Below are 6,862 nucleotides of genomic sequence, written 5' to 3' on the forward strand. Positions count from 1 at the left end.
ATATAGGAGTGCAATCAGATAAATCAACAGAAACCGGGCTGCCGGAGTTTTGCCGCGCTTGCGAATCCAATATGAGCCCCTTGATTGCCGATAACAAAACGGCAACGGCGATGAAACGCCATTGCTGCTCTCGATCTCAAATCATGTGCTGGCGATCCTGTTACCCGCCGATCATGAGCCTAACGACTTCCTCATGATTGGTGTCGGCAATGTTACGTTCGCCGGCGACGATGCCGCGCCGCAGGACGACGATGCGGTCGGAGACCGCGAAAATATCCTGCAGATTATGCGAGATGAAGATGACGCCGCGCCCCTGCGCCTTCAGCGATTTGATCAGGGCCACCACCTTGCGCTGCTCCGGCACGCCGAGCGCCGCCGTCGGTTCGTCCATGACGAGGATACGGGCGTTCCAGTAGACCGCGCGTCCGATCGCGACCGCCTGGCGCTGACCGCCGGAGAAGTTGCTGACCGGCGCGTCGAGCCGCTTCACATGGAAATCGAGCTCTGCCATCGTCTTGCGCGCCGCTTCCGCCATGGCTTTCCGGTCCAGGACCGGCAGGAAGCCGAAGAGCTTCTTCATCGGTTCACGCCCGAGAAAGATGTTGGAGCCGATCGTCAGATTGTCGGCCAGCGCCAGATCCTGGTAGATCGTCTCAATGCCCTTCTCGCGCGCATCCTGCGGCGAGGAGAAGCTGACCGGCTTGCCTTCGATCAAAATTTCGCCTGCGGTCGGCGGATAGACGCCGGAGATCGCCTTGATCATCGTCGTCTTGCCGGCGCCGTTGTCGCCGGCAAGAGCGACGACCTCCCCGGGTCGGACGACCATGGAGCAATTGTCGAGGGCACGCACCGCGCCGAAATAGCGCGAGAGGTTGCGGACCTCGAGGAGGGGGGTGACATTATTCATCCTGTTTCGCTCCGCTGAACCGACGCTGCGCCTGGTCGATGAGCACCGAAATAATGATGACGACACCGACGGCGATGAATTGCCAAAACGGCTCCACATTCATGAAGACGAGACCGTACTGAATGACGGCGATGACGAGAGCACCGGCAATGGTGCCGATGATCGTACCGGAACCGCCGAAGAGGCTCGCGCCGCCGATGACGACGGCTGCCACGCTGTCGAGCAGCAAGGGTTCGCCCGCCTGGGCCGCACCCGCGGTGAAACGGGCCGCATAGAGCGCGCCGCCCAGGCCTGCGCAGACGGCCGACAATATATAGAGCCGCAGCAGGTGGAACTTGATGTCGATGCCGGCGCGCCGCGCCGCCTGCGCATTGGCGCCGATGGCATAATTATGCTGGCCAAAGCGGGTTTGGCTCAAAAGGTAATGCATGATCACTACGAAGACGAGCGTGACGATGACGAGATAGGGTACGCCGTAGAACCGTCCGTTGCCGAGCTCGGCGAAATAGGAATTTTTGACCGGCACGGTGGTGCCGCCGGCAATCAGGAAGGCCGTGCCGCGCGCAACACCGAACATGCCGAGCGTGCCGATGAACGGCGGAACCTTGAGACGGGAGATCAGCAGACCATTGATGAAGCCGGGTATGGCGGCGGCCAGCATGGCAACAAGAATGCCGAATACCATTGCTATTGGCAGGGGCAGGTAGAGCCCGGCGATATTGGCGATGTGTGCCGCGACGACAGCGGCAAGCCCCATGATGAAGCCGGTCGACAGATCGATGCCGCCTGAAATGATGACGAAGGTCTGCCCGATCGCCAGCAGCAGCGGTGCTACGGCGAAGATCGCGACGGACTGCCAGTTGAAGCTCGATCCGACGAAAGTGCCGCCGAAATCGATCCGCGCCCAGATCTCGAAGGCGATGATCAGCGCGGCAAGAAAGAGCCATGCGCGCAATTGCGCGATGCGGTTTAGGATGGTTTTTGCCTGGTCGCCGTGGTCTGCCTGCGGCGCCACATGTTGATCCGCCTTGCGGACCTCTGCATTGTCGATTGTCATGGATCGGTCCAAACTGAAGCGTTGAAGGCGCGAAGATCACGGCGCCATCCGCTCTATCATCGTTGGATGCTGTGCCCCGCCGACCGGCGAGGCACAGACTATCTCCGCATCAATCGGAGTAGATGAACTTCGCGACGTTCTTGTCCGTCACGTTCGATTTGTCGATGACCGTGAAGCCGGTGCCGATCGCCGTCGGGATCGAATTGCCGGTCAGGTGGGCATAGGCTGCCATCACGCCGAAATAGCCGATCTCGGCAGGATGCTGTGCGATTGCCAGATCGACGAGGCCGGAGTTGATGTTATCGACGATCGACGTCGGCGCATCGAAGGCGACCACCCGGATCTTGCCCGTCTGGCCGGCCTGCTGCACGCCATTGGCGGCACCAAGTGCAGAGAACAGATTGGCCCCGAAGACACCATCGAGATCGGAGTTGCGGGCAAAGACGGCCTGCAGCTGAGATGCGGCCTTGTTGGCATCGTCGTCGTTGTATTGCGTCTCCAGAACGGTGATGTTCGGATACTTCTTCATTTCCTCCTTGAAGCCCTGCTCGCGCTGGTCCGTTGTCGAGATGCCAGGCTTCACGTTGGAAACGTAGACCTTGCCCTTTTCTCCCACGGCCTTTGCCAGCGCACGCGCGGCAATCGCGCCGCCGAGCAGGTTGTCGGAAGCAATGTAGGACAGCGGAAAGTCGGCATCGCCCTTGCCCGTCTGGTAGACACCCGTGCCGATGAAGGTATCGACGGTGATGATCGGGATGCCGGCATCCGCAGCCTTCTTCAGCGGCTGGATCAGCTGATCCTTGTCGGTCGGTGCAATAAGGATCGCATCGGGTTTCTTGGCTATGACCGCATCAAGAACCGGTACCTGGGTCACGGGGTTGAAATCGGGGCCGCCTTGGAACACCAGAGTCGCACCGACGGCTTTGGCTGCGGCCTCGGCGCCCTTGCGCATAGTGATGTAGAAGGCATCGGTCGTCAGGCCCGGAATGAGGGCAATCGTGAACTTCTTGTCTGCGGCTTTGGTGCTTTCGGCAACTGCCGCAACACCGGCAGCGAGCGATGCCACGGCCGTAGCCTTGAGAAATGAGCGACGCTCCATAATTTTCCTCCTCTTGAAGCCGAACCTCCCCCGTCCGGCAAAGCGATAATCAGTGGGTTACTTCGGCACGTCAAGTAATTTTTTTCTGCAAGGAATTTCATTCAGCCAATTGATATGATTGCCAATTCCGACATGAGCGCGACATTGTGATCCGTCGGAAACATAGGGATCGCGCGATCGTTCAATATCATTTCGCATTGTCCTGTCTGTCCCGTCGGCAGCTCGCGTCATTCGCGGTGGAAGACCTGGGAAAGCCAGGCCAGGATGGTCTCCATATCCGGCTCCTGCGTCTGATCGATCGTCATCACGGCACCGCAGGCCATGGGCTCGGCCCGATCGGCGAGCCCAATCAGTTCGGGTACATATTCGGCGCCCGGATGACCGGGCAATCGATCCTTCAGCCTGCTGACATAACGCTCGCCTGCGACCGATCCAGGCACCTTGCACCATAGCTCCGCGACATGCTCGATGTTCGCAGCATTGATATAGTTTTCGAGCTGCGCCTTCGGCTGGAAGCCGAACCAGGCATCGATGATGAAGGTCGAATTGGCAGGCGCCTCGGCAATGAACGACCAGATCGCCTGGTAACTCGCCTTTCCCAACGCCCGATTGAAGTCGCGATCGACAAGGCCGATATGCTGCAGAAACGGGTTTTTAATACCGTCGAGAGACAGGATCGGCCAGCCGGTCCGCTGGGAAAGAGCCTTGGCAAGCCGGCTTTTGCCGGATGCCGGTACACCGTTGACCAGGACGACACGCTTTCCTTGTGGCGCGGTATCGGCATCGGCATCGAAAATTGAAAGCCCTGCGCCGATTACGCCGGCATCGCCGGCAAGTTTCGCCGGCAATATGGCAGGACAAAACCACGGCGCCACGGCAGGCAGGTCGGCAAGAGCGCGCGCTGCATCGCAGCCGAGCCCTCCGCCGAGCAGGATGACTTCGGGATCCATTGTCGCCGCGATATTGTCGAGCGCCATGCGCAAGGGAACCGCCCATTGGCGCAGGACCCGTGCTGCGGCGCGATCTCCTTCGGCGGCCATGTCGAACACCTCCTTGATCGTCACGGCAGACAGTCCGGCCTCGGCGATGTGCCGGCGCAAAGCGGTTCCGGAACTGAAGGTTTCGACACAGCCGCGCCTGCCACAAGGGCAGGGCGGACCGTCCTGGGATACGCAGATATGGCCGAGCTGCCCTGCAGCCCTATGGCCGTGATAGATCCGTCCGCCATGGGCGACGGCGCCGCCGATGCCCGTGCCGATCGTCAACATCGCAACGTTGCGATAGCCCTTGGCGCCGCCGATCCGCATCTCGGCGATGAGTGCCATACTGCAGTCATTCTCGACGAGGACAGGCTTTCCAAGTGTTGCCTCCAGCCGCTTTACGAGGTCGAGGCCGGCGAGGTTCAAGATGCCGCCGGACAAGATTTCCCGGGTGGCGACGTCGACCCGACCAGGTATGCCGACACCAACGCCCAAGACCCTGGATTCGTCGAGGCTGTGCGCCATCGCAATGACACGTTCCAATGCCAGCAAGGGATCGGTTGGCGTGCGTTCCGACAGCTTGGCTAGTATTTCGCCTCGAGCGGAGACCAAAGCAGCACGAATATTCGTGCCGCCAATATCAACGCCGATAGCGGTGTCAGCCATTGGCGCGCTGCCTTTGATCGGCGCCATGCGCGCCCGTACCTTTGAAGTGGTTCGCAATGACGGCCTGGATTTCACGGAGCCTTGGCACCGCGACCGACTCCAGCCGATCCTTCGTCACGGTACGATCGAGTGAAATACAGTCCTTCCACAGCGAGCGTCCGGCGATGACGCCGGAGGCGCCGTTGCGCATGGCGTCCTCGACCTGCGTCAGGAACGTCGAGTGGTCGACGCCAGCCGAGAGTACCGCCCATGGCACGTCGCCGGCAAGGCGCGTCACTTCGGCACAGGCTTGCGACGATCCCGGATAAGGGATCTTCAAGACTTTCGCCCCCAGATCCAGGCAGATCCTACTGCCGCCGACGATCAGGGATGGCAGCTTCGCAGTGTACTCGGCTTCGTCCTCATCATCGAACTTATAGGTCAGGAATTCAACGACAAGCAGGAGATCCTCGCGCGCGAAGTCTTCGATGCACTGCTTCAGGATCTGGATGTTATGGACGTTCGCTGCATCCCGGTCCGAGCGCAGATAGACCATGATCTTGCCGCCGGTCGCGCCGAGCTGGCGCACGCGGCGCGCCGAAATGCCGGAAACGGGCTTCGACAGACGATAGCCCTCCGGTGACATATCCCAACCGGAGGCGTCGAGACCGATCAGCAGCGCGGTATCGCGCTGGAGGACGCGATCATCGACCAGCGCCGGCACGGCACAAATCGGATCGACGAGAACGCAGGAGGCCTTGCTTGCCAGGAAGCGAGCGATATCGGCCTTTGTGTCCCCAAGCACCTTGTCCGAGATGGCGGCCTGCTCGGCCGGATCCTTGGCCAGGAGGCTGCGCATGCCGCCGCGCTGGTCGCAGGCAATCACCATCATGGCGCCATCGCTGCCGCAAATCTGCTGGTAACCGCGCATCTCCGCTGTCGTCAATTTCGTCATGGGGTCCTTCCTCCAGCCTTTGCGAAAGGCGCACCCGCAGGCACGCCTTCTCCACTCCTCGAAAAGGGCGTCGCTCTTGAAATTGAGGGCTCTCACGCACGGCATGAACGTTGCGAAACCGGCTGTTTTGAGCGATAACTTCCTCAAATACAGCAGATGTAACACATTGCAGAAAGGAATTTCAATCTGAATTCGTCTCAATCGCAGGAAGCTGCGGCAAATCGCGCATTGCTGCACACGGTCGCCAAATTGCACTACCAGTCCGACATGTCGCAGGTGGACATCGCCAGAAAATTGAGCCTGTCGACCGCGACGGTTTCGCGATTGCTGCAGCGAGCCCGTGCAGTCGGGATCGTCCGGATCGAAGTGATCGATCTGTCGCCGGCCGAGGATCTGAGTGCTGCGCTGATCGAGGGCCTGAAGCTGCGCACCGCCGCAGTGATCGATACGCCGTCATCGAACGTGCTGAGCGCGCTTGCCGCGCCTGTCGGCTCGCTTCTGCGGCAAGCAGGCCTGCGGTCGGGCTCGACGCTGGGCATCGGTTGGGGGCGGGCGGTGCGCGAAGTGACAATGGCCGGCCTGCCGCAGTTGCCGGGCATCATCACGGTCGCGCTGAACGGCGGCATGCAACAGGCGGCTCCACATTTTCAGATCAACGAATTCGTGCGCCAGGCAGCAATCCAGATGGGTGGCGTGCCGCATTTCCTGCATGTGCCCTATATTGCTTCGACCGAACTCCGGGATGCGTTTCTGGGGGACCCCACCGTTCAACAGGTGACGTCGCTTTGGGACAAATTGGACGCGGCGATCGTCGGCGTCGGGCTGACGCATGCTGCAAACCCTTCGGAGGCGGCGCTGCCGGGAGAGATGGCGCTGAGCCATGCCGCCGGCGATGTGCTGCGCCACTACGTCACCGAAGCCGGCGAGATCCTGCACTGGGATGGAGAGGAGGGGATGATCGCAGCCTCTCCCGAACAATTGCGCAAGGTGCCGCTATCCATCGCTGTTGCCGCGACCCCCGGCAAGGCGGGCGGCATCATCGGAGCGGCACGATCGGGGATGATCAACGCACTGGTCACCGACGCCAACACGGCCCAGGCCATTCTCGATCGCCTGTCGTCCAATCAGAAAGTCGAGGATCGATCCTGATGCCTTTTGACGGGCGCTCCTTCGGTGCTTTCCTGTTCGACATGGATGGAACCCTCCTGAACTCGATAGC

The 6,862-nt window shown here is 60.8% G+C and carries 6 protein-coding genes; 1 reads left to right on the plus strand and 5 read right to left on the minus strand.

The genetic code is table 11. The features are described from left to right. Nucleotides 1-160: 160 nt before the first annotated feature. The 5 genes from Q4Q11_RS30265 to Q4Q11_RS30285 all read right to left on the minus strand — a co-directional run bounded on the left by Q4Q11_RS30265 (nt 161) and on the right by Q4Q11_RS30285 (nt 5,643). Nucleotides 161-907 (minus strand): sugar ABC transporter ATP-binding protein, encoded by a 747-nt coding sequence (locus tag Q4Q11_RS30265; RefSeq protein ID WP_112508679.1) that lies wholly within the window; start codon nt 905-907, stop codon nt 161-163. Then, entirely contained in the window at nt 900-1,964 is a 1,065-nt protein-coding gene (locus Q4Q11_RS30270) for an ABC transporter permease subunit (protein WP_112508682.1), read from the minus strand. Before Q4Q11_RS30270 ends, Q4Q11_RS30265 begins: the two co-directional genes overlap by 8 nt. 109 nt (nt 1,965-2,073) lie before the next feature. Beyond that, nucleotides 2,074-3,063 (minus strand): substrate-binding domain-containing protein, encoded by a 990-nt coding sequence (locus Q4Q11_RS30275; protein ID WP_112508684.1) that lies wholly within the window; start codon nt 3,061-3,063, stop codon nt 2,074-2,076. 227 nt (nt 3,064-3,290) lie between these two features. Continuing rightward, complete coding sequence (locus Q4Q11_RS30280) at nt 3,291-4,709, minus strand: ROK family protein (protein ID WP_498571787.1); 1,419 nt, start codon at nt 4,707-4,709, stop codon at nt 3,291-3,293. Beyond that, entirely contained in the window at nt 4,702-5,643 is a 942-nt protein-coding gene (locus Q4Q11_RS30285; protein WP_498571788.1) for a tagatose-bisphosphate aldolase, read from the minus strand. Before Q4Q11_RS30285 ends, Q4Q11_RS30280 begins: the two co-directional genes overlap by 8 nt. A 228-nt stretch (nt 5,644-5,871) precedes the next feature. Here Q4Q11_RS30285 and Q4Q11_RS30290 point away from each other — a divergent pair, with 228 nt between their 5' ends. Further along, nucleotides 5,872-6,792, plus strand: coding sequence for a sugar-binding transcriptional regulator (locus Q4Q11_RS30290; protein ID WP_498571789.1), 921 nt, complete (start codon nt 5,872-5,874; stop codon nt 6,790-6,792). Nucleotides 6,793-6,862: the final 70 nt, after the last annotated feature.

The organism is Rhizobium sp. UFLA01-1127, from assembly GCF_059803845.1.

Excerpts from the sequence above, each read along its gene's own strand:
- Q4Q11_RS30270 (WP_112508682.1), bottom strand. The coding sequence starts at position 1,964 with ATGACAATCGACAATGCAGAGGTCCGCAAGGCGGATCAACATGTGGCG.
- Q4Q11_RS30265 (WP_112508679.1), bottom strand. The coding sequence starts at position 907 with ATGAATAATGTCACCCCCCTCCTCGAGGTCCGCAACCTCTCGCGCTAT.
- Q4Q11_RS30285 (WP_498571788.1), bottom strand. The coding sequence starts at position 5,643 with ATGACGAAATTGACGACAGCGGAGATGCGCGGTTACCAGCAGATTTGC.
- Q4Q11_RS30280 (WP_498571787.1), bottom strand. The coding sequence starts at position 4,709 with ATGGCTGACACCGCTATCGGCGTTGATATTGGCGGCACGAATATTCGT.
- Q4Q11_RS30275 (WP_112508684.1), bottom strand. The coding sequence starts at position 3,063 with ATGGAGCGTCGCTCATTTCTCAAGGCTACGGCCGTGGCATCGCTCGCT.